This is a genomic window from Amycolatopsis sp. NPDC051106 (assembly GCF_040682775.1).
Classification (GTDB): domain Bacteria; phylum Actinomycetota; class Actinomycetes; order Mycobacteriales; family Pseudonocardiaceae; genus Amycolatopsis.
On sequence record NZ_JBFBBQ010000099.1, the window covers coordinates 1 to 22241 of the forward strand.

Genomic DNA, 22241 nt, shown 5'->3' on the forward strand with positions numbered 1-22241 from the left:
GGCTCGCGTACCCAAACGGTCGGTTCGTGAGCCGACCCTCCAGGTACGCGAGCCGACCGTGCAGGTACGCGAGCCGACCCTCCGGGTCAGGTGCCGGTGGCGGAGTCGAGGCCGCGTTGGTAGGCCTTGATGGCTTCGTCGAGATGACCACGTTGTCGGAGGACGTCGCCGAGGCGCAGGGACGTCGAAATCGCCGCGCCGTGCAGAGAGGCCCGGGTCTGGATCTCCGCCGCCTCGCGGAGCAGGCGCGTCGCCTCGGGGAGGTCGCCGCGAGACTGCGCGACCTGACCCAGTAGGCCGGTCGCCTCGCCCAGGGACTCGACGTCGCGGGCCAGCAGCGGCCAGACCTCCGACACCAGCGAAGCCGCCTCGTCGGGCGCGCCCTGGCGTAGCCGAACCTCGGCCAGCTCGAGGGTCGCCCCCGCGACGCCTTCCTCCGCGCCGATCGCCGCCAGCTGGTCGCGGGCCGACGTCAGCTCCGCGCGAGCCTCGTCCAGCCGGCCGAGCCGGCGCAGCAAATACCCCCGCGCCCAGCGGCAACGGGCCGCGTCGCGGTCGAAGCCCACCGACGCGAACAGGCGGCACGCCTCGATCAGGTCCTGCTCCGCCCGCTCGGGCTGCCCGATCGCCTGCCACACCTGCGACGCCTGCCGGTGGAACCGCGCGACGAAGTCCGGCCGCGTGGCCGCCCGGGCCAGGCGAAGGCCATCGAGTGCCGCGCGCTGGGCCCGGTGCAGCCCGCCCATCTCCATCAGCGGGTGGATCAACGCGCTGAGCAGGCACAACTCGGCGTCGGGGTCGAGATCCGGGGAGGTCAGCGCCGATTCGACCCGCGCGATCGCCGTGCCCGCGTCGCCGCTCAGGTACCGGCAGCCCGACCAGCGGTGCACGATCATCGCCCGCAGCCACGGCGGTGCCGCGTCGCTCAGTTCCGAAGCGTGCTCCAGTTCCTTCTGCGCGCCTTCGACGTCGAACAGCTGCCACTTCACCTCGGCGAGGCAGAACCGCGCGTAGCACTCGACGTCGTCCAGGCGGTAGCCCGCGGCCTGCTTCCCGACGGCGGCGAAGCGTTCTTCGGCGGGTGCGACCCGGCCTTGTTCGAGGTCGCGGTACCCCTCGTCGAGGGACGCGCGCAGCTCGTCGGCGACGCCGGGCGGACGGCCGAACCGCAGGTCGTCGACGCTCAGGCCGAGGCGTCCCGCCAGGTAGGCCAGCATCTCCTCCGACGGCGGCCGGCTGCCGGTCTCGACCTTCGCCAGGAAGCCCCGGTCGTACCCCGGCTCGGCCAGCTCGCGCTGGGTCCACCCGCGCTCGGCGCGCAGCCGGCGGATCCGCGCGCCGAGGGGTTCGGTCATCTCCCCACGGTAGGTCATCGGCGCCGGCGCCGAGGAAACGGACATATTGACGCCCCGCCCGCGCCGGGTTAGCGTTCTCCCGCTAAATAGGAAACTTTCCTAACAAAGTGGAGCCGATCATGCGCCTGCTTCCCCTCGCGACGGCGGCCGCGCTCGCCGTGCCCCTCGCCGCGACCCCGGCCGAGGCGGCCGTCATCCCGGCCGAGGTGCGCGTCGACCAAGTCGGCTACGCGCTGGGCGAGGCGAAGCACGCGTACCTGCTCGGCGGCGCGGCGGGGAAGTTCACCGTCCTCGACGAGCGCGGCCGCACGGTCCGCGAAGGCCGCACGGGTGCGAGCCTCGGCACCTGGAACGCCCGCTACCCCACGGTGTTCGACCTTGACTTGTCCACTGTGGACCGCCCGGGCACCTATCGCGTCAAAGCCGCCGGCGCGACGTCGCCGCCGTTCCGGATCGACACCGCGCGCCGCCTGTTCCGCCCGCTCGTGCGTGCGACCACCGAGTTCTTCCAGGCCCAGCGCGACGGCCACGACGTCGTTCCCGGCCGGCTGGACCGCAAGCCGTCGCACCTCGCGGACCGGAAGGCCACCGTCTACGCCGAGCCGAAGTTCGCCGGCGAGGGCGGCGACGAAATCGTCGAACCGCTGCAGCCGCAGGGCGGCCCGGTCGACGTCGAAGGCGGCTGGGTCGACGCGGGCGACTTCGTCAAGTTCACGTCCAACACGGCGTATTCGCTGGCCGAACTGGGTTTCGTGCTGCGCGAGGACCCCGATCCGGTGCTGGCGAAGGAGGTCCGCTTCGGCCTCGACTGGCTCGACAAGATGTGGGACGGCCGGACCAAGACGCTCTACGCCCAGGTCGGCATCGGCACCGGCAGCGAGGAGTTCGGCTTCCTCGGCGACCACGACGTCTGGCGCGAGCCCCAGGACGACGACGCGCTCGACGTCAAGCCCGGCGACCCCGCCTACTTCGTCAAGTACCGTCCGGTGTTCCCGGCCGCTCCCGCGGGCGCGCCGCTGTCCCCGAACCTCGCCGGCCGCGTCGCCGCCGCGTTCGCGCTGGGGGCGCAGATCCAGGCCCACCGCGACCCGCGCCTGGCCCGGCACTACCTGAGCGAGGCCGCGGCGGTGTTCGCGCAGGCCAAGACAGCGGACGTCGGTGAGCTCGTCAGCGCGTTCCCGCACGCTTACTACCCGGAGTCGTCCTGGGAGGACGACCTGGAGCTGGGTGCGACGCAGCTCGCGCTGGCGGCGCGGGCGTTGAAGGACCCGCGCGCGAACGGCTGGGCCCGCGACGCGGCGAGGTGGGCGAAGGCCTACATCGGCAGTGACGACACGAGCACGCTGAACCTCTACGACACCAGCGCGCTCGCCCACGCCGATCTCGCCGGCCTGCTGCGCACGGGCGTCCCCGGCACCGCGCTCGGCGTCCGCGAGCTGGCCGCCGACCTCCGTCGTCAGCTGGACGCGGGCGTGGAGTCGGCGAAGAAGAGTCCATTCCGGACCGCGGTCGACGTCACCGACTTCGACGCCGCCAGCAAGAGCTTCGGGTTCGCGGCGACCGCGCGGCTCTACCAGCGCGTCACCGGCGACACGCGGTACGCGGCCTTCGGCACGCGACAGCGTGACTTCACCCTCGGCGCGAACGCCTGGGGCGTGTCGCTCGTGGTCGGCGTCGGCACGACGTTCCCGCAGTGCCTGCACCACCAGGCCGCGAACCTCGCCGGGCCTTCGAAAGTGCTGTACGGCGCGGTCGTCAACGGCCCGAACGGCGCGGGCAACTTCGCGGATCTGCCGTTCCCGGCGGGCGCGAAGGAATGCACCCGTCCGTATGAATCCTTCGACGGGCAAGGAAGTCGTTACGCGGACGACCTGAGTTCATGGCCCAGTAACGAGCCCGCCATCGACTTCACCTCCACGGCGCTGCTCGCATTCTCGCTGGCGGACAGGTCGTAGCATGGCCGGGTGAGCGAACAGTCTGAATTCCCCGACGGCCAGTACCCCGAGCGCCCGGTCGAGCGCCAAAAGGGCCCGGTGGTGCTGCGCGGCGACCGCCGTGACCAGGGCAGCACGACCGACCAGCGGCTGCTCGACTCGCGCGGGCCCACCGACTGGGTGCACACCGACCCGTGGCGCGTGCTGCGGATCCAGGCCGAGTTCGTCGAGGGCTTCGGCGCGCTCGCCGAGGTCCCGCGCGCGGTCACCGTGTTCGGCTCGGCGCGCACCAAGCGCGACCACCCGGAGTACGAGCTCGGCCGCAAGATCGGCGGCGCGCTGGCCAACGCCGGGTTCGCCGTGATGACCGGCGGCGGCCCGGGCGCGATGGAGGCGGTCAACCGCGGCGCGGCCGAGGCCGGCGGCTTCTCCGTCGGGCTCGGCATCGAGCTGCCGTTCGAGCAGGGCCTGAACCCGTGGGTCGATCTCGGCGTCAACTTCCGCTACTTCTTCGCCCGCAAGACGATGTTCATCAAGTATTCGCAGGCCTTCATCTGCCTGCCCGGCGGCTTCGGCACGCTCGACGAGCTGTTCGAGGCGCTGACGCTGGTGCAGACCAAGAAGGTCACGAAGTTCCCGGTGGTGCTGTTCGGCAGCGAGTACTGGGGCGGCCTCTACGACTGGATCGCGAAGACCGTGCAGGCCGAGGGCAAGGTCAGCCCGCACGACCTGGACCTGCTGCACGTCACCGACGACATCGACGACGCCGTCCGCGTGGTGCAGGAGTCGTACCAGGCTTGGGAGGACACGCACTGATGAGCCGGATCTGCGTGTTCTGCGGTTCGTCGATGGGGTTCTCGCCGCGCTACGCCGAGCAGGCGGCGGCCCTGGGCAAGCTGCTGGCCCAGCGCGGCATCGGCCTGGTCTACGGCGGCGCGAGCGTCGGCACGATGGGCGTGGTCGCCGACGCGGCGCTGGCCGCGGGCGGCGAGGTGATCGGCGTGATCCCCGAGGCGCTCTCGTCGGTCGAGATCTCGCACGCGGGGCTGTCGGAGCTGCACGTCGTGGCGGACATGCACGAGCGCAAGGCCAAGATGGCGGCGCTGTCCGACGGCTTCCTGGCGTTGCCGGGCGGCGCGGGCACGCTGGAGGAGCTGTTCGAGGTCTGGACGTGGGCCCAGCTCGGCCTGCACGGCAAGCCGATCGGCCTGGTCGACGTGGACGGCTACTACGGGCCGCTGGTGACGTTTGCCGACCACATGGTGACCGAGGGGTTCGTCAAGCCGGAGTACCGCGAGCTCGTGATGGTGGACGCGGACCCGGCGGCGCTGCTGGACCGGTTCGAGACCTACGTTCCGCCGGCCCCGCCGAAGTGGGCCAAGGAGCCGCCGGGCATCTGATGCGGAGGGGACCCGGCTTCAGGCGACGCCTTCGCTGGGCCGCTTGTGGTAGGTGTCCACGTACTCCTGGCCCGAGATCTCCAGGATCTGGTACATGACCTCGTCGGTGACCGACCGGCGGATCGCCGGTGAGTAGTCTTGGCCCTCGTAGCGCGAAAAGTCGAGTGGCTTGCCGAACGTGATGGAGATCTTCGCCGGCCGCGGGATGCGCTTGCCCGCGGGCTGGAGGTTCTCGGTGCCGGTCAGCGCGACCGGCACCACCTTCGCGCCGGTCGCCAGGGCCAGCGCCGCGACGCCCGTGTGGCCGCGGTGCAGCCGGCCGTCCAGGGACCGCGTGCCCTCGGGGTAGATCGCGAAGACGCCGCCCGCGTCGAGCACTTTGCGCGCCGCTTCCAGGGCCGCCAGCCCGGCCTGGGCGTTGCCGCGCTCGACCGGGATGTAGCCGAGCCCGCCGACGAACCCGGCCATCAGCTTGCCCTTGACGCCCTTGCCGGTGAAGTACTCCGCCTTGCCGAGGAACTTGACCTGCCGCGGCGTCGCGAACGTGATCACGCCGGTGTCGAGCGCGGCGCGGTGGTTGGCCGCCAGGAGCACCGGGCCCGTCGTGGGCACGTTCTCCACGCCGTGCACCTCGGGCCGGTACACCGCCCTGGCCAGCGGTCCCAGCACGAACCGGACAAGCAGCGCGATCAAGTGGTCCTCCTCCTCGGTGCGGTGACCCCCAGCATGGCACGATCGTTACCCGTGAGTTGGTTCGAGCGGCGTACGTGGCAGGAGCCCGGGTGGACGCCCGGGGACATCGTGACCGCGAAGGGTGACCGCACGGTTTCGGTGGTGCTACCGGCACTGGACGAAGAGCGGACCGTGGGGGACGTCGTCGCGTCGGTGCGGCCGCTGGTCGGCAGCGTCGTCGACGAGCTCGTCGTCATGGACTCGGGTTCGACCGATGCCACCGTGCGGGTCGCCGAGGCCGCCGGTGCCCGGGTGGTCCGCCGCGAAGACGTCCTGCCGGAGCTGCCGCCGGTGCCCGGCAAGGGCGAGGTGCTGTGGCGCTCGCTGGCCGCGACCAGCGGGGACCTCGTCGTCTTCCTCGACTCCGACCTCGTCGACCCGGACCCGGCGTTCGTGCCGTCGCTGCTCGGCCCGCTGGTCTCCGAAAGCGGTGTCCACCTGGTCAAGGGGTTCTACCGCCGCCCGCTGCGGCTGGAGAGCACCGGCGGCGGCCGCGTCACCGAGCTGCTGGCCCGGCCGGTGCTCTCGGCGCTGCGCCCGTCGCTCGGCGGGCTGGTCCAGCCCCTCGGCGGCGAGTACGCGGGCACGCGCGAATTCCTGGAGTCGGTGCCGTTCGCCGCCGGGTACGGCGTCGAGATCGGGCTGCTGCTCGACGCCGAAGCGCGCTACGGCCTCGACGGGCTCGCGCAGGTCAACCTGGGCGTCCGCAAGCACCGGAACCGCTCGCTGCTGCAGCTGGGCGCGATGTCGCGCCAGATCCTGGGCACGGCGCTGGCGCGCTGCGGGGTCCCGGCCGCGGACGCGCCGTTCACGCAGTTCGTGCAGGTGGACGAGGAGTGGCTGCCGGACATCACCGACGTCCGGGTCGCGGACCGGCCGCCGATGCGGGAAGTGCTCGCCCGTCCTCGAGGGTGAGGACCTCGTCGAAGCCCTCGAGGTGCTCAGGGCGGTGCGTGACGAGGACGACGGTGCCTGGCGCTCGGGCGAGGACCTGGGCGAGGACGGCATCGCCGTGCGCGGGGTCGAGGCCTTCGACCGGCTCGTCGAGCACGAGGACTTTCGGAGCGGCCAGGACCGCACGGGCGAGGATCAGCCGCTGACGTTGACCGCCGGAGAGCGCGTCGCCGTCCGGGCCGGTGTCGCGGTCCAGGTCGAGGTCGAAATCGGCGGTCACACAGGCTTCTCGTAGCTCTTCGTCGGTGGCGTCCGGTTTCGCGAGCACGAGGTTCTCGCGGACGGTCGCGTGGAAGACGTGGGCGTCGGCGAGGGCGCCGGAGACGACTCGCGGCAGGTCGGCGTACTCGGCGAGCGGGTGGCCGTCGAGGAGCACTTGGCCGTCGGTGGGGGTTTCGAGGCCGAGGAGGAGCCGGAGCAAGGTCGTCTTGCCGGCGCCGCTGGGCCCGAGGATCCCGACGCGCTTGCCGGGCGGGAGGTCGAGGTCGACGTCCTTCAGCGCGGGCGCTCGGCCAGGGTACCTGACTCCGGCTTTCCGGAGCGTGAAGTGTCCTTTGTGTACGGACCGGGTGCCTCGCGGTTGGGCGGGTTCGGTGAGCACAGCCTTGACCCGGGCGGCCGAAGCGCGGATTTCGGGGACGCGCCGCGCGGCGCCGACGAGCGGGAGGACGACTTCGAAGGTGGTCATGGCGGCCAGCGTGAGTGCGGCGGTCCAGGGCACGGAGGCGTGACAGAGCAGCGCGACGGCGGCGGTGGTGGCGAGCTGGACGAGCGTGCCGCCGGCGGTGAGCAGGGCGGTCTTGCCCGACGTGCGCTTTTCGCTTCGTGCCAACTGATCGACGACGTCGGTGGTCCGCGCGCGGGTTTCGTCCAGGGCGCCGGCGGCGACGAGTTCCCGGTGCCCGGTGACGAGTTCGACCGCCCGTTCGGCGAGTTCGGCCCGCTTCGGGGCGTCTTGTTCCGCAGCCTGCCGGGTGAGCCGGACGACCAGCCAGGGCAGCAGAACCCCGGCGACGAGCAGCCCACCGGCGAGCGCGAGGGCGGCTTCCGCGGACGCGGTGGTGGTGACGGCCACGGCGGCACTCCCGACGAGTGCGGCGACCCCGGCGGGCAGCAGCCACCGCAGGACGGCGTCCTGCAGAGCGTCCACATCGGACACTAGCCGCGTGACGAGGTCCCCGCCGGAGTACCGAGTGCCGGGGACGAGGGCTTGGTAGACGAGGGTGCGAAGGGCGCCGAGCCACCGGAGGACGACTTCGTGCCCGGCGAGCCGTTCGGCGTATCGGAGGCCACCGCGAAGGAGGGCGAGGGTCCGGACGGCGACGACGGCGACGGTGAGGGCTTCGAGAGGGGGTCGTTCGGCGGCGCGGAGAAGCAGCCATGCGGCGGTGGCCATGAGAGCGAGGGCGGCGAGTTCGGCTCCGGCGCCGAGGAGCGCGGCACGCAGGAGCCGCAGAAAGTCTTTGCGGGACACACCCCACACCCCCAGAGCAGCCCCCACCCATCCCGGGGGGCGTCCCCGATCCCATCCTACTGGCACTGGGGTGCGAGAAGCCGCCGTTCGGCGATCTGTGGATAACTGCCCACCTGTGGATGGAAAATTTGACAAATCCATCAGACCGCCACCTCCGCGCGCACCCGGCCACCCCGTAGCTCGACCACCCGGTCCGCCAGCTCGACCATCGCCGGCCGATGGGCGACCAGCACCGCCGTTCGCCCAGGCAGCAACCGCCGCGTGGCCGACAGCACCGTCGCCTCCGTCCGGGAGTCCAGCCGGGCCGTCGGTTCGTCCAGCAGCACCAACCCCGCCGAAGTCCGCGCCAACGCACGCGCCAACCCCACCCGCTGCCGCTGGCCGGCCGACAACACCTCACCCAGCTCGCCCACCGGCGTGGAGAACCCGCCCGGCAACCCCGCAGCGACCGAATCCAGCGCAGCCGCCCTGGCCGCCGCCGAAAAGGAGACAGAATTACCCAGCGAGATGTTCGACTCCAAAGACCCCCGGAACAGTGTCGGCCGCTGCGGCACCCATGCCACGTCGGCCAGCCAGTCCGAGGGGGACAACGAACGCAAGTCCACCCCATCGATCAAAACCTGCCCCGAGGAAGGCGAAACGAACCCCAGCAGCACAGCCAGCAGCGTGCTCTTCCCCGACCCGCTGGGCCCGACCAAAGCCACCCGCGAACCAGGGGGCAACGTCAAATCCACATCGGACAGAGCAGGAACGCCGGAGTAGGAAACCGAGACTCGCGAGAAAACCACCGAAGGCGCACCCCGGCGACGACAACGAGCCCCGGACAACGCAGGAACCACCGGCACCGCGAGAGCTTCACGCAAAGCCGTCAACCCCTCCGCGGCAGCGTGGAACTTCGCCCCGGCAGAACGCAAAGGCAAGTAAGCCTCCGGCGCCAGCACCAAGATCAGCATCGCCGTCCGGGCATCGAGAGAACCCGCGAGCAACCGGAACCCGATCGGCACCGCCACCAAAGCCACCGAAAGAGTCGCAACCAGTTCCAGCACCAGAGAAGACAGGAAAGCCACCCGCAAAGTCTTCAACGTCGCGTCGGCATGGGCGGAAGCCATCGAACGAACCGTCGAAGTCTGCGCAGACGCCCGCCCGAACACCTTCAACGTCTCCAACCCGCGGACGACGTCGAGGAAGTGCCCGCCCAGCTTCTTGAGCAGGTCCCACTGAGTCCGTGCGGAAGTGTGCTTTCCGACCAGGATCGCGAACACCGGGATCAGCGGCAGCGTCGCCGTCACCACCAGCGCCGAGACGACGTCCGCCGTGCACAGCCGCACGATCACCGCGATCGGCACCACCACCGAGACGACCAGCGACGGCAGGTACCCGGTCAGGTAGCTGTCCGTCGCGTCGACACCGCGCGTGATCTGCGTGGCGACGATCCCAGCGCGGTCGGAAGCGGATTCGAGCAGCCGCCGGCGCAGGCCGGCGCGGACCCTGGCCGCGAACCGTCCACTGAGGACGCCGTGACCCCACGTCAGCGCCGCCCGGCCGAGCAGGGCCACCATGAGGAAGAGCGAAATCCCGCCGCCGGTGAGCAGCGTGGCCAGCCCTTCGGCTTGGACCAGCACAAACAAAGCGGAGAACATGCCGAGCGCGGTAAGCGCGACCAGGTATCGCCGGAGTCCGGGCAGAGCAGGCACCGATCCCCCTCAGAAGTGCAGCAGCGAGCGCTGGTCGACGGGATGCCGGTGCGCGCGCCACGTCAGCCACTGCACCACCAGGAGCACCAGCACCGCCGGCACGGCGAACCAGGTCAGCACCCCGAACGTGCCGGACGACGTCGCCGCCTCGTCGACGGTCAGCGTGTACGCCGAGGACACGAGCACCGTCGGGAACCGCAGCGTGCCCACGAGCAGCGCCGGGCACGCGGCGAGCACCATCGACGCGACGAGCGCCGAGCGGTACCGCCGCGTGGCCAGCCCCAGCCGCGAAACGGCCAGGGCCAGAAACGCCAGGACGACCACGCCGACACCGAGCGCCGTGACGCCGTCCAGCGCGAAGAACCCCCACACCGTCGCGATCGCGAGGAAGGCGAACACCGGTCCCGAGAAGGCCCGCGCCAGCCGCACCGCCCGGCCGGTCAGCTCCGCCGGCGCGCGCACGGCGAGGAATGCCGCGCCCTGCAGGCAGAACAGCGCGACGAACCCGAGCCCCCACAGCACCGCGTACGGATCGAAGAACGCGAGCACGTCGGCCGTCGGTGGCAGGCCGAGCACCAGATTGCCGAGGAACAGGCCCCACGACAACGCCGTCACCAGCGCGCCGCCGACGATGCCCGCCGTCCAGGCGCCGCGTCGCGCGTCCGGGCGGCGGCTGCGCAGCTGCATCGACGCCGTGAACGTCACGAGGCCGAGCAGCAGCGTCACGACCAGGACGTACGCCCCGGCGAACACCTTGCCCTCCAGGTGCGGGAACGCGCCGAACAGCACGCCGACCGCGGCCACCAGCCACACCTCGTTGGCCAGGAAGAACGGCCCGAGCGCGCCGAGCACCTGCCGTCGCCGCCGCTCGTCGGCGTCGAACGCGGGCAAGAGCATGCCGACGCCGTAGTCGTAGCCGGCCAGCGCGAAGTAGCCGCAGGTCAGCAGGCCCAGCAGGCACCAGAAGAAGGTCACCATCGGTCAGACTCCGCTCAGGACGGGCAGTTCGGCGGGCTCGTCGACCGGCTCCGGGCCACGCTTGGCGACGCGCGCCATGAGCACCCAGTCGGCGACCGCGAGCGCGGCGAACAGCAGGGAGAAGGCGATGAAGGAGAACAGGATCTGGCCGGCGGGGACGTCCGCGATCGCGTCCGCGGTGCGCAGCTTCCCCCAGACCAGCCACGGCTGGCGGCCGAGCTCGCGCACCAGCCAGCCCATGATCGCCGCGACGAACGGCAGCGGGATCGCCGCGACCATCAGGTAATGCAGGAACCGGGCCCGCGTGATCCAGTTCCGGACCAGCAGCAGCGTGCCGAGGATCGCGCAGGCGAACATGAGGAACCCCAGCCCGATCATGGCGCCCAGCGGCATCCCGACGACGCCTTCGTCGAGCTTGTCCGGCTGGTACATCTTCAGCTCGCCGAACTGCGCGAAGCCCTGGTTGATCACGAAGATCGAGCCGGCGAGCGCCGTGAGGACGCCGATGCGCATCGAGCGGCGGAAGAACTCGATCTCCGTGGTGCGCTTGAGGAAGTGCCACGCGCTGACGCCGACCACGAAGAACCCGCCGGTCACCAGCGCGGCGCCGAGCACGTGCGGCAGCGACGCGACCAGCGCCGGGTTCGAGAACAGCGCGCCGAAGTCGTCGAGGTGCAGGGTCCCGCCTTCGAGCCGGCTGCCGACCGGGTTCTGCAGGAACGAGTTGGCCAGCATGATGAACAGCGCCGACGCGTACGCGGTCAGCGTGACCAGCCAGATCAGCGTCAGGTGCAGCCACTTCGGCAGCCGCCCGAAGCCGAAGATCCACAGGCCGAGGAAGGTCGACTCGAGGAAGAAGGCGACCAGCGTCTCGATGGCCAGCGGCGCGCCGAAGACGTCGCCCGCGAAGGTGGAAAGCCCGGTCCAGGTCAGGCCGAACTGGAACTCCATCACGATGCCGGTGACGATGCCCAGCGCGTAGTTGATGACGTACAGCCGGCCCCAGAAGCGCGTCATCCGGAGCAGTTCGGGCTTGCCGCCGAGCGTCCAGCGCGTCTGCATCACGGCCACCAGCGTGACCAACCCCAGCGTGAGCAGCACGAACAGGAAATGGAACGAAGTCGTCGTCGCGAACTGGAGTCTCGCGATCGGAAGAGCGTTCATGTAGACAGGCTACACATAGACTGACTACATGTAGCCAGTCGACGTGTAGACTGCGTACTCATGAAGGCGGACACCCTGCGCGGGCACCTCGACGCGCTGCTGCTGGCCGTGCTCGACGGCCGGAAACTGCACGGCTACGCGATCATCGAGGCGCTCCAGCTGCGCAGCGACGGCGCGCTCGACCTGCCCACCGGCACCGTCTACCCGGCGCTGCGCCGGCTCGAGCGCGCCGGCTGGCTGACCAGCGAATGGGACGTCGTCTCCGGCCGCAAGCGCCGCACCTACCACCTCACCCGCTCCGGCGAGCAGGCCCTGGCCGCCGAACGCACCGAGTGGCGGGAGTTCACCACGATCATCGGGGGAGTGCTGGGCGCATGATCGACGAGTACCTGGGGGACCTCGACCGGCGGCTGCACGGCTGCGGCCGGTTCAAGGCCGACCTGCTGGGGGAGGCCCGCGACGGTCTGCACGACGCCGCCGACGCCTACCGCGCGGGCGGCTGGAGCGACGAGGACGCCGAGCGCCGCGCGGTCGCCGACTTCGGCCCGGCCGCCGTCGTCGCCCGCGACTACCAGGCCGAGCTCGGCATGCTCAGCGGCGTCCGCACGCTGTGGAAGCTCGTCATCGGCGTCCCGGCGATGCAGATCGCGTGGGACTACGCCCGGATCATCACCTTCGGCGAGTGGACGAAGATCTCCACGCCGACGCCGGAGTGGTACAAGGTCGTCACGCACGTCACCCACGGCGCCGTGTTCGTCGTGCCGGTGATCGGCGTGCTCGCGCTGCTCGGCATCCGCTGGCTGAGCCGGCGGCTCGACGGCGCCGGGCTCGCCCGGTTCTGCGGCGTCCTCATCGCGCTCGCGGTCGGCGTCAACCTCGCGTCGGTCGGGTTGCTGATCAGCACGACCGGGTTCGTGGACGCGTCGAGGCTGTTCCTGAGCGTCCCGTGTGCGCTGCTGATGGTCGCCTGGGTGCTGCTTTCGCTGCGGCTCGTCGTGCTCGCGAGACGTTCGTGGGGTGGGTATGCCACGATCGTCGCGTGACGACCGCGCTGATCTACCTCGTAGTCATGCTGCTGGTGGCCGCCGTGGTGTTCCTGCTCGCCGCGGTCGTGTTCGGCCGGGGTGAGGAGCTCGCCCCGCTGCCGCCGGGCAGCTCGCCGACGCGGCTGCCCGCCGAGGACATCACCGGCGAGGACCTGCAGGAGGTCCGCTTCCAGCTGGTCCTGCGCGGCTACAAGATGTCCGAAGTGGACTGGGTGATGCGGCGCCTCGGCGTCGAGCTCGACGAGCTGCGCGGCCGGGTCGCCGAGCTGGAGCAGCGTGAACGGGAGCGGGAGACCGCGCCGGAGAGCGCCCCGTGACGGACCTGATCCTTTCGGTCGACGTCCGCGCGCCGGCCGGGACGACCTGGCTCGCGCTGACGGACTGGACGCGCCAGGGCGAGTGGATGCTCGGCACCGAGGTCGAGGTCGTCGAGGGCAACGGCCGCAGCGTCGGGTCGCGGCTGGCGGCGTTCACCGGGGTGGCCGGCATCGGCTTCACCGACACCATGGAGATCACCAGCTGGGAGCCACCGGTGCGGTGCGGGGTCCGGCACCTCGGCAGCTTCGTGCAGGGGACCGGCGTGTTCCAGGTGGTGCCGAAGGGCGCGCAGCGCTCGACGTTCGTCTGGGCCGAGCACCTGCGGCTGCCGTTCGGGCCGCTGGGGCGGCTCGGCTGGCCGGTGGTGCGGCCGGCGTTCGCGCTGGGGGTGCGCCAGTCGCTGCGGCGGTTCGCGAAGTTCGCGGAGGACTATTCGGTGGGTGGGAATGAGTGAGCTGATCGGCACCGACGGCGTCCCGCGGTGCAGCTGGGGCAACTCGGCCCCGGACTACATCGAGTACCACGACACCGAATGGGGCGTGCCGCTCCACGGGCAGGACGAGCTGTACGAGCGGCTGTGCCTCGAGTCGTTCCAGTCGGGGCTTTCGTGGATCACGATCCTGCGCAAGCGGGAGGGCTTCCGGAAGGCGTTCAAGCGGTTCAAGCCGGCGAAGGTGGCGAAGTTCGGCGACGCCGACGTCGAGCGGCTGATGCAGGACGCGTCGATCGTGCGGAACCGGGCGAAGATCCTGGCGGCGATCAAGAACGCGCAGGCGATCGCTTCGCTGGACACGCCCTTGGACGACCTGCTGTGGTCCTTCGCGCCTTCTGTCCATGTCCGGCCGAAGACGATGGCCGACGTCCCGGCCATCACCGACGAGTCCAAGGCGATGGCCAAGGAGCTGAAGAAGCGCGGGTTCGTCTTCCTCGGCCCGACCACGTGCTACGCGCTGATGCAGGCGACCGGCATGGTCGACGACCACGTCGAAGGCTGCTTCCGGGCCGCCTGACCCGGAAGCAGCACCTCGCTACTTGCCCTGGAAGTTCGGCTTGCGCTTGCCGACGAAGGCTTCGACGGCCTCGCTGTGGTCGGCGGTCGCGCCGAGCGCGGTCTGGGCGGCGTCCTCGGCGGCGAGCGCCTCGTCGAACGTCGACTGCGCCGCCAGGTTGAGCACGCTCTTGATCTTCGCGTAGGCGACGGTCGGCCCGTTCGCCAGCTTCGCCGCGATCTTCTGGGCGCGGGCCGGCAGCTCCTCGTCCGGCACGACCTCGCCGACCAGGCCGAGCCGCAGCGCCTCGGCCGCGTCGACGGTCCGGGCCAGCAGCATCAGCTCGGCGGCCCGGCCGTAGCCGACCAGCCGCTGCAACGTCCACGACGCGCCGGAGTCCGGGCCCAGCCCGACGTTGGCGAACGCCATCAGGAACGACGACGACTCGGCGGCGATCCGCAGGTCACTGGCGTAGGCGAAGGCGGCCCCGGCGCCGGCGGCGGTGCCGTTGATCGCCGCGATCACCGGCTTCTCCATCGACACGATCGCCTGGACGATCGGGTTGTAGTGCTCCTTCACGGTGTGTAGCGGGGCGGGGTCACCCGCCTGGAGCAGCCCCACGTGCTCCTTCAAATCCTGGCCGGCGCAGAACGCCTTGCCGGAACCGGTCAGCACGACCGCGCGGATGGCGTCGTCGTCCGCCGCCTCGCGCAGCGCCGCGAGCAGTGCTTCCTTCAGCTCGACGGTCAGCGAGTTGTACGCCTGCGGCCGGTTGAGGGTGAGGGTGCGCACCCCGTCGGCGTCGGCGGTCAGCAGGACGTCGGATGTGGTCACGTCTTCTCCTTGCGCGGAAACATCGGTCGTCCGACAGTCTCACACCCCTCGCGGGCCGCATACCAGCACCGATACGGCGGCAAAAGATCGGTCCGCTGATGCGCCCGGCCGCTGATGAGGGACAATGGACACCAGACCCGGCTGGCTTTCACGCGAGCGCGACCCGGGCGCGCCGGTTGAGACGGAGGGAGCACGCTATGGCGGCCATGAAGCCCCGGACCGGAGATGGTCCCCTCGAAGTGACTAAGGAGGGGCGGGGCCTCGTGATGCGCGTACCGCTCGAGGGTGGTGGGCGACTCGTCGTCGAACTCTCCGCGGAAGAAGCGAAGGACCTCGGCGCCGCTTTGGCGGAGGTCACCGGCTGAGCCGACCCCTCGAACCGTCCTTCCGTCGCACCCCGGTCTCCCTTCGGAGGCCGGGGTCGCGGTTCCTCTGCGCCTGAAGGTTGCTCACTGTGCGTAATCCGCTACCCCCCGTTCCGACCAGTCTGCTCGACATCGAGGTGGCGGGCGACCTCCGCCGCGGTGCCCCGGTGGCCCGGCTGGTGACGGCCCCCGCCGACGACGTCGAGTCCGAGCCGCTGGAGATCGGCGGCGTCCGGATCACCGGCAAAGCGGGCGACGTGCAGACGGTCCCCGACGGAGAAGCCCGCTGGATCGCCGGCCTGGGCGACGGCGAGCCGAAGCAGTACCGGAAGGCGGGCGCGGCGCTGGTCCGCGCGGTGAACGCGGCGCTGGCGGACGACGTCGGCCACGGGGGCAAGGCGTTCCGCGCCGTGCAGCTGGTGCTGCCGGAGGAGGCTTCCGGCGAGCACGTGACCGAGCTGGCGCTGGGGCTGCTGCTGGGCGGCTACCGGTTCAAGGTGACGGGCGAGGACCCTGCGCCGTCCGTGCGGACGGTGCGGCTGGTCACGCACGACCGGGCGGTCGAGTCGTTCACTTCGCTGGTCGGGCGGGCTTCGGTGCTGGCGGCGTCGACGGCGCTGACGCGCGACCTCGCGAACACGCCGTCCAACATCAAGACCCCGGCCTGGCTCGCCGACACCGCGGCCCGGGTGGCCGGCCCGCGCGTCGAGGTGGCGATCCGGGACGAGAAGTGGCTGGCAGCGCAAGGCTTCGGCGGCGTCCTGGCGGTCGGCGGCGGGTCATCGCGGCCGCCGCGGCTGATCGAAATGACGTACAAGCCGGCAGGTGCGGCGAAGCACCTGCTGCTGGTGGGCAAGGGCATCACGTTCGACACGGGCGGCCTGTCGATCAAGCCGGCCGACGGCATGCACCTGATGCGCACGGACATGGCGGGCGGCGCGGCGGTGATCGCGGCGATCCGCGGCATCGCGGCACTGGAGCTGCCGGTGCGCGTGACGGCCCTGGTGCCGGCGGCGGAGAACCACGTGTCGGGATCGGCGTACCGGCCGGGCGACATCGTCCGCCACTACGGCGGCAAGACGACCGAGGTCGGCAACACGGACGCGGAGGGCCGCATGGTCCTGGGCGACGCGCTGGCGTACGGCATCCGCCGGTTTTCCCCGGACTACGTGGTGGACGCGGCGACGTTGACCGGCGCGATGAAGGTGTCGCTGGGTCTGCGCACGGGCGGGCTGTTCGCTTCGGAGGACTCGCTGGCTTCGCTGGTTCGTTCGGCGGGCGAGCGCGTGGGCGAGGCGTGGTGGCGCATGCCCCTGGTGGAGGACTACGCGGAGAACGTCCGCGGCGAGTTCGGCGACGTCCGCCAGACCCCGGCGGGCCCGGGCGGCATCACGGCGGCGCTGTTCTTGCGGGAGTTCACCGAGGGGTTGCCGTGGGCGCACCTGGACATCGCCGGCCCGGCGCGCTCGGAGAAGAACTACGACGACGTGGTGCCTGGTGCGACAGGGTTCGCGGCCCGGACTTTGGTGGAGCTGGCGGCTTCGCTCTGACGTTGTCGCTCTGACGTTGTCCACAGGCCGGTGGGGTTGTGGACAACCGGCTGTTCGCGGCCGGTTCTGTCGGTGGGGGCCGATAGACTGGAGCGGGGACGCCCCCCAGGGACGGGTGGGGGCTGTCTGGCGGCCTCATTGCTTTGCTGTCTGGCTTCCGCGCTGCCGTGCAACGGAGCCCAGCCCACTTGTCTGCGCCCGCGGTCCAGACGTCGCGAATGACTCTTTCGGGACGCCAGAAGTCCCCAATGACTCATTCGCGACACCAAGCCCAGCGAAGCCGGGTTCACACGGCCGCCTCTGCCCAAGACGAAGGCCACCTCGAACACCGCGGCCGGATTCACCCAGGGCACCCACGCCCGGCGACCCGCGTCGAGGCAGCCGGGGCAAGTGACTTTGCCGGGCTGTCCGGCGGCCTCATTGCTTCGTCGCCGTCGTCAGCACGTGGTCGCGGAAGCCGGTGACCGCCGGGGTCATCGGCTCGTCCGCCCGCCACGCCAGCCCGATCGTCCGGTAAGGGCGCGGCGCCAACGGCACCTCCGCCACTCCGGCCGGGCTGCCCGGGCCGAACCGCGGCAGCAGCGCCACCCCCAGGCCCGCCGCCACCAGCCCCCGCACGGTGTCCGACTCCTGCCCCTCGAACGCGATCCGCGGCGTGAACCCCGCCGCCGCGCACAGTTCGTCGGTCAGCGTTCGGACGCCGTATCCCTGCTCCAGCAGCACGAACTCCTCGCCGGCCAGTTCCGTCATCCGCACCGACTGCCGGCCCGCCAGGTGGTGGCCCGCCGGGACCGACAGCAGGATCTCCTCGTCCACCAACCCCGCTGTGACCAGCGACGGCGCCGCGGGCAGCGGTGCCAGCAGGGCCAGGTCCAGCTCGCCGTCCACCAGCCGGTCGATCATCTCCTGGCGCGAGCCCTGGACCAGCGTGAACCGCACCCCCGGGTACCGCGCCCGGTGCCCGCGCAGCAGCGAAGGCACCAGCGACCGCCCGAGCAGGTGCAGGAACCCCAGCACGACGTGTCCCGACTCCGGCGCCACCTCCTCGCGCGCCAGCCGGACGCCCGTGTCCACCGCCGCCAAACCGCGCTCAGCCGCCTCGGCCAGCAGCTCCGCCGCACGCGTGAGGCGGATGCCGCGGCCGTCCGGGACCGTCAGCGGCGCTCCCAGCGCGTCGGCCAGAGCCGCGAGCCGACGGCTCACCGTCGGCTGCGGGACGCCCAGCAGTTCGGCCGCGCGTGTGACGTTCCTCGTCTCGCGCAGCGCGACGAGCAACGGCAGGTGCGGCGCCACCTGCGCCGACAGCGAGTCATACGTCACCGCATCGATTGTGCCCGATCAGCGCATTGGAAGTATTGATTAGCTCTGCTTACTTTCAGGTGGTGACTTCCACGCGCCGAGTCAAGACCGCCGTCGCCGCGGCCGGGATCTCCTCCTTCGCGCTGCTCTACGCGCCACAGCCGGTGCTGCCCCAGCTCGCCGCGCAGTACCACCTCGACCCCGGCGGCGCGGCCCTCGCGGTCAGCGTCGCGACCGGCGCGCTGGCGATCGCCGTCCTCCCGATCGCCGCGCTGTCCGAGGTGATCGGCCGGCGTCCGGTGATCCTGACGTCGGTGATCGCGTCCGTCGTCTTCGGGCTGCTGCTGCCGTTGATGCCGACGTACCCGGCGCTGCTCGTCCTTCGCGCCCTCCAAGGTGTCGCCATCGCGGGCTTCCCCGGCGTCGCGGCCGCCTACCTGGCCGAACGCCTCGGCCGCGCGGGGGTCGCCGCCGCCGTCGGCGCGATGATCGCGGGCAACACGCTCGGCGGCATGCTCGGCCGGCTGGCCAGCGGGTTCACCGCCGGGCCGCTCGGCTGGCGCGGCGCGCTGTTCGTCGTCGCGGGCGTGGGCGCGATCTGCTCGGCGATCACGGTCGCGACGCTGCCGCCGGGGACGCGCCCGCGCGGCGACGCCCACCTTCGGTCCGTCGGCCGCGGGCTGGTCACGGCGTTGAGCAAGCCGGTGCTGCTCGCCCAGTACGCCGTCGCGCTGCTCGCGATGGGCTCGTTCGTCGCGCTCTACAACGCGGCCGGGTTCCGCCTGACCGGCGACCCGCTGAACCTGTCGCCGGCGATCGCATCGCTGGTGTTCCTCGCCTACGCGACCGGCTCGGTGTCGTCCGCGGCGGCCGGAAGGCTGGTGGCCCGCGTCGGCCGGCGCCGCGCGCTGATCGGCGCGCTCCTGCTGACGGCGGTCGGCGCGGCGCTGACCCTGCCGGACTCCCTGCCGCTGGTCATCGCCGGTTTCCTGGTTCTGACCTGCGCGTTCTTCGCGGCGCACGCGGTCGCGAACGGCTGGGCGGCGGCCGACGCCCCCGAGAACGCACGCGGCCAGGTGGGCGGCATGTACACGGCGACGTACTACCTGGGCAGCAGCATCGGCGGCGCGGCGGGCGCCTGGGTCTACGGGCACGCGGGCTGGCCGTGGCTGATCGCAGTGGTCGCGGTGTGGCTGCTCTTGGCGGCGGCCGCGGTCGGGGTGGGTACCGCACCGGCGCGGGAGGCTCGGCGAGAGCTGGTCAACGCGGGCTGAGAGGCCGTCCGCCGGCACAGCCAGGTTGGGCTGATTAGCCGGCTCCAGCCGCGGAGAGCAGCCCGCCCATCCCTGGCAGGGTTCCGGCAAAGTCACCCGGGCCGGCTGCCTCGGCGCAGGCCGCGGGCGCGGCGCCCTGCTGAGACGGAGGCGACACCGGACCCGGCTTCGCCGGGTCCGGTGTCGCGGATGAGTCATTGGGGGCTTCTGGCGTCGCGGATGAGTCATTCGCGACATCCGGACCGCTGGGCGCGGACGAGTGGACTGGGATCCGTTGTATGGCAGCGGCGGAAGCCAGGTGGCTGAACTCGCGACTTCGCCGGCCCCAACCCGGAAAGCAGCCCCCACCCGTCCCTGGGGGGCGTCCCCGCTCCAGTCTACCGGCGGCCCCCGACACAGCCCGCCGCGAACGGCGAGTTGTCCACAACCCGGCGTACCTGTGGACAAGTGTTAGATCGCGGCCGCGACCAGCAGTCCGCCCCCCACCGGAAGCAGCGCCGGGACCAGACGTTCGTCCTCCCGAAACGCCCGCGCCACCTCGCGCAGCGCCAGCGTCTCCGGGTCCCGGTGGGACGGGTCGATCACCCGTCCGCCGACCAGCACGTTGTGGAACGCGATGATCCCGCCGCGCCGCAGCAAGGACACCCCCAGCTCGTAGCAGCCGGGGTACTCGATGTGCGCGGAGTCGACGAACACCAGGTCGTAGCCGCCTGGCGTGAGCCGCTGGAGGACGTCCAGGGCACGCCCGACGATCAGCCGTGTGCGGCCCGGGGCGAAGCCGGCCTCGCGGAACGTCAGGCGCGCTGCCCGCTGGTACTCCGGCTCGACGTCGATCGAGGTCAGGATGCCGTCGGGCGCCATGCCGCGCAGCAGGCTCAGGCCGCTCACCCCGGCGCCCGTGCCGACCTCGACGACGGCCTTCGCGCGCAGCGTCGCGGCCAGGAAGCGCAGGGTCGCCCCCGCGCCCGCGCTCAGCGAGCTGCAGCCCAGGTCATCGGCCCGTGCGCGCGCCGAAGACAGCACCTCGTCGTCGGGCAGGTACCCGTCGACGAACCCGGAGTCGGCCGGTGCGGCCGCAGGGGTGGGCGTGTTCACGCACGGAGGTTAGCGTTGGTTGTCGATAAATCCGCGCAGGCTCCCTGGTAAGCACCCCGGAAGAAGTTCTCAGCCTGCTCTCAGTCCAGTCTCACTAGAACCATAAGGAGTCCGGAGAGACTGAAATCCGAGGCCGCGGGGAACACCGTGGCGACAGCCCGCGTTGGGTGGAGCAGACAGGAGAAACACAGATGGAGGTGCCTGCTCCCGAGATGCAGAACGCCGTTGCCGATAACGACGCCGACGCGGTTCAGCCCGTGTCCCTGGACGAAGCGGCCTGGACGCCGCCGTCCTGGGACGAGGTCGTCCGTGAGCACAGCGACCGGGTCTACCGGCTCGCCTACCGCCTGACCGGCAACACCCACGACGCCGAGGACCTCACCCAGGAGACCTTCATCCGGGTCTTCCGGTCGCTGGCGTCCTACAAGCCCGGCACGTTCGAGGGCTGGCTGCACCGCATCACCACCAACCTGTTCCTCGACATGGCCCGCCGCCGCTCGCGAGTGCGGATGGAAGGCCTGCCGGAGGACACCGACCGCATCGTGGGCGACGACCCGAGCCCCGAGCAGGTCTTCTCCGACACCCACCTGGACCCGGACCTGCAGGCGGCGCTCGACGAGCTGCCCCCGGAGTTCCGCGCGGCCGTGGTGCTGTGTGACGTCGAAGGGCTGTCGTACGAGGAGATCGGCGCGACGCTCGGTGTCAAGCTCGGCACCGTCCGCAGCCGCATCCACCGTGGTCGGCAGGCGCTGCGCGCGTCGCTCGAGCGTCGGCGCGCTCACGCTGCGGAGTCTGCGAAGGTGTCGGTATGACCGCACCCCGAGGCTGGGGACTCCCCGAATCGCACCTGCTGCCGGACGCCGTGGTCGCGTTCGTCGACGGGGAGCTCTCACACGGCGCCCGCGACCGCGCCGCGTCGCACATCACCCGTTGCGCGGCGTGCGCCGCCGAAGTACGCGCCCAGCGCCAAGCGGTCGACGCGATCCGCCGCGCGGGTGCGCCGTCGATGTCGGCGGGGTTCCTGGCGAGCCTGCAGTCGATCCCGGAGCACACGGACCTCCCGAGCGCGCCGGACAACCTGGCCATCACGGCCGACGGCCAGCTGGTCGCGGTCCAGCGCCCGGACCGGGTGGCGGGACTGCGGGACACGGGGGTCCTGGGTGGTGTCGCGCCGTTGGGATCGACGGCGCCGCTGGGCCAGTCCCCGAACGTCCTCGGCGGCGGCCGTCTCAAGCGCCGCGCTGCCCAGGGCGCGGGTGTGGTGGTGTCCGGGCTGGTGCTGAGCGCGCTGGCGCTGGTGGGGACGACCGCGGACAGCGGCGACGGCAGCCCGGAGACCGGAGGGGGCGCGCCGCAGCAGGCGAACCTGCTGCCCGCTCAGATGGCGGTGCCGCAGCAGGTGGTGCCCGCGTCGACCCCGGTGAGCACGACCCCGGCCGCGGTGCCGGCGGGTATCCGCTGAGACTTGCTTCCCGCGAAGGCCGCCATTGAGGGATTCCTCGTGGTGGCCTTCGTCATGTCCGGGGCGGGTGGTCGACACCGTGACTCGGTCCTGGCCTGGTTCCGGCGAGTCGGGCTGGCGCGGCTGGGGCGCTGTGTGAACGACGCTCCAGCCGTGCGCCCCCGCCCTCCCGGAGGGTGTGCTGGCACTTCTGAGCACCGCCAGACCCTCGGACTGATCGGTTGGCTGGTGCGCTCGGCCGGGGTTCGGTGTCGCGAATGAGTCATTCGCGACGTTCGGGCTGCGTGCGCGTGGATCCGTTCCGCGGCGGCACCAGGAGTTGGG

At 71.5% G+C, this 22241-nt stretch carries 23 protein-coding genes; 14 read left to right on the top strand and 9 right to left on the bottom strand.

The window, feature by feature from the left end; genetic code table 11:
* Positions 1-86: 86 nt before the first annotated feature.
* Positions 87-1355 carry a tetratricopeptide repeat protein gene (locus AB0M83_RS41170; RefSeq protein WP_364526060.1) on the bottom strand — a complete coding sequence of 423 codons (1269 nt, stop codon included), beginning with the start codon at positions 1353-1355 and terminating at the stop codon, positions 87-89.
* 119 nt (positions 1356-1474) lie between these two features.
* Between AB0M83_RS41170 and AB0M83_RS41175 the strand changes: the two genes are divergently transcribed.
* The 3 genes from AB0M83_RS41175 to AB0M83_RS41185 are packed head-to-tail and all read left to right on the top strand — an operon-like array spanning position 1475 to position 4689.
* On the top strand, positions 1475-3310 hold the full coding sequence (locus AB0M83_RS41175; RefSeq protein ID WP_364526062.1) for a glycoside hydrolase family 9 protein: 1836 nt from the start codon (positions 1475-1477) through the stop codon (positions 3308-3310).
* Between the two features lie 9 nt (positions 3311-3319).
* Positions 3320-4105 carry a TIGR00730 family Rossman fold protein gene (locus AB0M83_RS41180; RefSeq protein ID WP_364526064.1) on the top strand — a complete coding sequence of 262 codons (786 nt, stop codon included), beginning with the start codon at positions 3320-3322 and terminating at the stop codon, positions 4103-4105.
* Positions 4105-4689, top strand: a complete 585-nt coding sequence (locus AB0M83_RS41185) for a TIGR00730 family Rossman fold protein (protein ID WP_364526066.1) — start codon at positions 4105-4107, stop codon at positions 4687-4689. The genes AB0M83_RS41180 and AB0M83_RS41185 overlap by 1 nt, the downstream gene beginning before the upstream one ends.
* 18 nt (positions 4690-4707) lie before the next feature.
* Here the strand turns inward: AB0M83_RS41185 and AB0M83_RS41190 are convergent, their stop codons facing one another.
* Positions 4708-5382 (bottom strand): lysophospholipid acyltransferase family protein, encoded by a 675-nt coding sequence (locus AB0M83_RS41190; RefSeq protein WP_364526068.1) that lies wholly within the window; start codon positions 5380-5382, stop codon positions 4708-4710.
* Positions 5383-5433: 51 nt separating this feature from the next.
* On the opposite strand from AB0M83_RS41190, the gene AB0M83_RS41195 reads away from it, so the two are divergent.
* Complete coding sequence (locus AB0M83_RS41195; protein WP_364526070.1) at positions 5434-6336, top strand: glucosyl-3-phosphoglycerate synthase; 903 nt, start codon at positions 5434-5436, stop codon at positions 6334-6336.
* Here AB0M83_RS41195 and cydC read toward each other — a convergent pair.
* The 4 genes from cydC to AB0M83_RS41215 form a co-directional block, all read right to left on the bottom strand.
* Complete coding sequence (cydC, locus tag AB0M83_RS41200; protein WP_364526072.1) at positions 6272-7849, bottom strand: thiol reductant ABC exporter subunit CydC; 1578 nt, start codon at positions 7847-7849, stop codon at positions 6272-6274. The two genes, AB0M83_RS41195 and cydC, sit on opposite strands and share 65 nt — an antisense overlap.
* A 140-nt stretch (positions 7850-7989) precedes the next feature.
* Positions 7990-9543, bottom strand: coding sequence for a thiol reductant ABC exporter subunit CydD (cydD, locus tag AB0M83_RS41205; protein WP_364526074.1), 1554 nt, complete (start codon positions 9541-9543; stop codon positions 7990-7992).
* 9 nt (positions 9544-9552) lie between these two features.
* Positions 9553-10521: a cytochrome d ubiquinol oxidase subunit II gene (locus AB0M83_RS41210; protein WP_364526076.1), complete on the bottom strand. Its 969-nt coding sequence runs from the start codon at positions 10519-10521 to the stop codon at positions 9553-9555.
* 3 nt (positions 10522-10524) lie between these two features.
* The gene (locus tag AB0M83_RS41215; RefSeq protein WP_364526078.1) at positions 10525-11685 is read right to left on the bottom strand and encodes a cytochrome ubiquinol oxidase subunit I; all 1161 of its coding nucleotides are present in this window, start codon (positions 11683-11685) and stop codon (positions 10525-10527) included.
* A 60-nt stretch (positions 11686-11745) separates the two neighbouring features.
* Between AB0M83_RS41215 and AB0M83_RS41220 the strand changes: the two genes are divergently transcribed.
* From AB0M83_RS41220 to AB0M83_RS41240, 5 genes are read left to right on the top strand one after another with little or no spacing between them, the layout of a single operon-like run.
* Positions 11746-12063 carry a helix-turn-helix transcriptional regulator gene (locus AB0M83_RS41220; protein WP_364526080.1) on the top strand — a complete coding sequence of 106 codons (318 nt, stop codon included), beginning with the start codon at positions 11746-11748 and terminating at the stop codon, positions 12061-12063.
* A complete protein-coding gene (locus tag AB0M83_RS41225; RefSeq protein WP_364526082.1) occupies positions 12060-12728 on the top strand; it encodes a permease prefix domain 1-containing protein in 669 nt (222 codons plus the stop codon). Before AB0M83_RS41220 ends, AB0M83_RS41225 begins: the two co-directional genes overlap by 4 nt.
* Positions 12725-13048: a DivIVA domain-containing protein gene (locus AB0M83_RS41230; RefSeq protein ID WP_364526084.1), complete on the top strand. Its 324-nt coding sequence runs from the start codon at positions 12725-12727 to the stop codon at positions 13046-13048. Before AB0M83_RS41225 ends, AB0M83_RS41230 begins: the two co-directional genes overlap by 4 nt.
* A complete protein-coding gene (locus AB0M83_RS41235) occupies positions 13045-13503 on the top strand; it encodes an SRPBCC family protein (RefSeq protein ID WP_364526086.1) in 459 nt (152 codons plus the stop codon). Before AB0M83_RS41230 ends, AB0M83_RS41235 begins: the two co-directional genes overlap by 4 nt.
* Complete coding sequence (locus tag AB0M83_RS41240) at positions 13496-14059, top strand: DNA-3-methyladenine glycosylase I (protein WP_364526088.1); 564 nt, start codon at positions 13496-13498, stop codon at positions 14057-14059. Before AB0M83_RS41235 ends, AB0M83_RS41240 begins: the two co-directional genes overlap by 8 nt.
* An 18-nt stretch (positions 14060-14077) precedes the next feature.
* On the opposite strand, the gene AB0M83_RS41245 is transcribed toward AB0M83_RS41240, so the two are convergent.
* Positions 14078-14872 carry an enoyl-CoA hydratase-related protein gene (locus AB0M83_RS41245; protein WP_364526090.1) on the bottom strand — a complete coding sequence of 265 codons (795 nt, stop codon included), beginning with the start codon at positions 14870-14872 and terminating at the stop codon, positions 14078-14080.
* Between the two features lie 197 nt (positions 14873-15069).
* On the opposite strand from AB0M83_RS41245, the gene AB0M83_RS41250 reads away from it, so the two are divergent.
* Both AB0M83_RS41250 and AB0M83_RS41255 read left to right on the top strand, forming a co-directional pair.
* Positions 15070-15237: a DUF3117 domain-containing protein gene (locus AB0M83_RS41250; protein WP_013222969.1), complete on the top strand. Its 168-nt coding sequence runs from the start codon at positions 15070-15072 to the stop codon at positions 15235-15237.
* Positions 15238-15326: 89 nt separating this feature from the next.
* The gene (locus AB0M83_RS41255; RefSeq protein ID WP_364526092.1) at positions 15327-16787 is read left to right on the top strand and encodes a leucyl aminopeptidase family protein; all 1461 of its coding nucleotides are present in this window, start codon (positions 15327-15329) and stop codon (positions 16785-16787) included.
* A gap of 417 nt (positions 16788-17204) precedes the next feature.
* Here the strand turns inward: AB0M83_RS41255 and AB0M83_RS41260 are convergent, their stop codons facing one another.
* Complete coding sequence (locus AB0M83_RS41260; RefSeq protein ID WP_364526094.1) at positions 17205-18107, bottom strand: LysR family transcriptional regulator; 903 nt, start codon at positions 18105-18107, stop codon at positions 17205-17207.
* A gap of 62 nt (positions 18108-18169) precedes the next feature.
* Here AB0M83_RS41260 and AB0M83_RS41265 point away from each other — a divergent pair, with 62 nt between their 5' ends.
* Positions 18170-19360 carry an MFS transporter gene (locus AB0M83_RS41265; RefSeq protein WP_364526096.1) on the top strand — a complete coding sequence of 397 codons (1191 nt, stop codon included), beginning with the start codon at positions 18170-18172 and terminating at the stop codon, positions 19358-19360.
* Between the two features lie 450 nt (positions 19361-19810).
* Here AB0M83_RS41265 and AB0M83_RS41270 read toward each other — a convergent pair whose 3' ends face one another.
* Positions 19811-20455 (bottom strand): O-methyltransferase, encoded by a 645-nt coding sequence (locus AB0M83_RS41270; protein ID WP_364526098.1) that lies wholly within the window; start codon positions 20453-20455, stop codon positions 19811-19813.
* 191 nt (positions 20456-20646) lie between these two features.
* Here AB0M83_RS41270 and sigE point away from each other — a divergent pair, with 191 nt between their 5' ends.
* On the top strand, positions 20647-21267 hold the full coding sequence (gene sigE / locus AB0M83_RS41275) for an RNA polymerase sigma factor SigE (RefSeq protein WP_364526100.1): 621 nt from the start codon (positions 20647-20649) through the stop codon (positions 21265-21267).
* Positions 21264-21917 (top strand): zf-HC2 domain-containing protein, encoded by a 654-nt coding sequence (locus AB0M83_RS41280; protein WP_364526102.1) that lies wholly within the window; start codon positions 21264-21266, stop codon positions 21915-21917. Before sigE ends, AB0M83_RS41280 begins: the two co-directional genes overlap by 4 nt.
* Positions 21918-22241: the final 324 nt, after the last annotated feature.